This is a genomic window from Leptospira sarikeiensis (genome assembly GCF_004769615.1).
GTDB classification, from domain to species: Bacteria; Spirochaetota; Leptospiria; order Leptospirales; family Leptospiraceae; genus Leptospira_B; species Leptospira_B sarikeiensis.
Genome location: NZ_RQGF01000039.1, coordinates 1 through 3,136, shown reverse-complemented (window position 1 = coordinate 3,136; position 3,136 = coordinate 1). Strand labels below are relative to the sequence as shown.

Sequence of the window (3,136 nt, the reverse complement as noted above, 5' to 3'; positions counted from 1 at the left end):
GATATTTGACATAGGATCCAAAGCGGCAAACGGAGAATAAAGCCCCGCCTTATACAATACGAATCCTTGTTTTTCCGAATCGGAAAGCCCACCGCTTAATTTATTTTCTGCGTAATCCAAATATTCCGAATCAGGATCTCCCAAATAACCGCTTAAAAGAGAATCCATTCGAACTGTTTTATTCAAAGAGTTCACAAGACTGGATTCGTATTTTTTACTCTGTAACCAACTTGTAAGAGAAGCCATATTATCCGGAGTTAAGTTTTCCGTAGCGGATCTATAATAATATGCATACGCTAGATCTCTTTCCTTCAGGAAATCAGGAAGATAATAAGAGGAATTTCTAGTATCAAAATTAGAGACAAAGTTTTCTAAAAGGGACTGTCCTTGAGAAGCAATTCCATATGTTAACAGGAAGTTTCTTAATACTTCGCTTTTATCTACAGTTTGGTTATTTGCAGTTGCTGCAGCACTAATCGCTCCTAAGTATGCGGAGAAATTACTGACCAAAGCATAGTCTGCAAGTTCCGGAGGATAAGAACTGGCACTTGCAAACGCTCCTTGAGCGAGGTTCGCATTAATTCTTTCATAACCCAATGCTAATGCTTGTTTTTGTAGTTCTTCTTTTATATCCGGATCGCTTGAGATCAGGATACTTTCGATCCCCTTGCTTAGATCCGCATTTTGGATCTTCGCCTGGTCTCTATATACTTTTAGGAAACTATAAAGTTCTTGGATCTGGGTTTCTGTAAGAGCCTGTCCTAAAAACTTAGCTTCCGTATTTTGAGATAGAGCATATGGATTTGTAGAAGCGGCATTCGGATCCACAGCCCATTGTTTTCCAGCTCTTACTTCCGTAATAAACTGATCCAAAGAAGTATTTGAAATTAATTCGGATAAGAATGCTTCTCCTAACTGCTCTTTACGGATTTCCCAAGCATAGTTTTTCAAGGAATCCATACCGGAAACAACGTCTGCATCCAATTCAAAATCGGAACCTTGCAGTTTTGTTTGAAGAGCAGCAAATTTCTGAAGACCTGCCTCTATCTGGGTAATTGAGTTAAAAGCAGGCTGACCGGAAGCTTGTAATGCCTTCAAAGTGGATTGTAACTCTACAAACAAGGTTCTTGCTTCTTGGATGGTAGTAGTATAGGTCTTAGCCGTTGTAAGAGTAGTATTTAGATTACTTTCCGTTCTATCTGCTACAGGAATGGAAGCGAAATATTTCAAATTCTCCAATTCGTCTGTATATGCTCCCGCAGTCTCCAAAGCGGAAAGGATAGAACTATTGATCTGTTCTCCATTTTGTTGTTTGGTGATGAAAAAATTTCTAAGATCTTTTACATAAGAGATAAGCTCTTCCTGATCGATCTGATTTTTAGAACCTTCTCCCAGATACACTACGATCCGATCCGAAAGTCCGTCTTGGAAATCTTCTATCTTAGTCTTTGCGGAATTTAAAGAAGCATATGTAGTAGATACCGAGTTTAAACTTGTCGTTATAGAATCTAATCCGGTTGATTTCGCAAACACTCCGCTCAAATCACTTTGGTCTATCGCAAGACCAAGCATTCCAAGAGTCACAGACATTTCTTCTGTGATCAAAAGTTCAACAGGACCACTTTGAAGAGATGCAAAATATGTAAAGTTTCCAGGATTCGTATTGTATTGATCCAAAATACCTGCAGGAGCGGTAGCAAGTGTAGTCGCATTCAAAAGGAAATTGCCGGAAAGACTTTCCTCGGACTTCATTTGAGTGACTAGGTTTCGACTCTCCGTATATGCGCTTTGGGTATCTCCCGTAACGATCTGCAAGTATCCTCTTGCTTCTTCATACGCAGTTCTTAGATCATTAAACTTAGAAAGTACTGTATTCGATTGGGTTAAGAATTCATCACTTCCTGGGGTCAAGGAAGACAAGGTTGCCTTTGCATCATTATAAGAAGCAAATGCCGTTTGTAAGTTTCCTTTTGTGGTATTCCAGCCGCTTAAACTTGCAGATATCCCGGAGATATAATTCCCAAGACTGCTAAAATCCATACTCGTAAAGACCGGGACTCCAGGATTTGCAGGATCCTCATAATTACGTAGATCATAGATCCCTTGTAAAGAGCTCAACTGTCCGTTGAAATAATCCAAACGATTGTCCGCAAATAAGGACATCGCAGAATTTACGGCATCATTCGCATTATTTAAGGAATTCGTTAAGTTATTGGAAGCATTTACATAATCGGTCAATTGGCTCGTATATTGGCCTTTGAGCCCTGTTGCATCCGAATACACTTTGGTCGCGATGGATGCTCCAAAAATATTACTGAGAGAAGAAAGATCACTCATCGCAAGTAGGAAATCTTCCGTACTTGTTTTGCCTGTTAGATATTCAGAGAGAAGATTTTTACGTCTATCTTCCTCTTCATTATCATGATCTAAATTTGTTCCTATATTGAAAGAATCTTGTAAAAGATCGGATGCTGTAACAGAAGAAAGCCCTCCAATCTTAGAACGGATCTCTGCAAGTAGTCCGCTTGTTTTATTTTCCTGGGCCTCAAAATAGTCGTCTGTAAGTGCGGACAATACACCTCTTGTGGTTACCTGAGACGCAAATGCGGAGAAGTTTTGAGAAGCTTGGTCTAAAGATGCAATTTTACTTTGAACCGCTGAACCGAAAAAGAAAGTGCTACCGAAATTATAATACTCGTTTAAAAGTCTTTTTTCTTCCGAAGTGCCGCTTGCTCGAATATCGGATCTGTCCTCTTCTGAAAACTTACCTCCGTCCTCATAGAAAGATACTGTCTCACCTGCCGCATCCAACTCGTCCCCTAAACTAGAGATCCAATCTTCATAATCTGTGGAAGCCAGTTGGTTTGAGATCGCGTTCCTATTATTCCTAAAAAAGTCTAAAACGATATCTAAAGCTTTTCTATTCGTCAACGCATCGGGATCGAGATCTAATCCAAGAGAACTAGTATCCGCATCCTTTAATACTTTTAGGTAGATTGTATCGAAATTTCGGCTGTTTTGTGGAAGACCCGCAAGATAATCATGTAACATCTCAAGAGCCTTCTCGTTGATCTTAGCTCCTTCTAATTTTTTACGATTCTCCGCATCTTCTTTCAATTTCTGAAGACTTTCTGAA

General features: G+C 39.5%; 1 pseudogene. It reads right to left on the bottom strand.

Annotated features, from left to right (window positions below):
- A pseudogene (locus EHQ64_RS18590) lies at positions 1-3,117 on the bottom strand (hypothetical protein); the annotation flags it as partial.
- Positions 3,118-3,136: the final 19 nt, after the last annotated feature.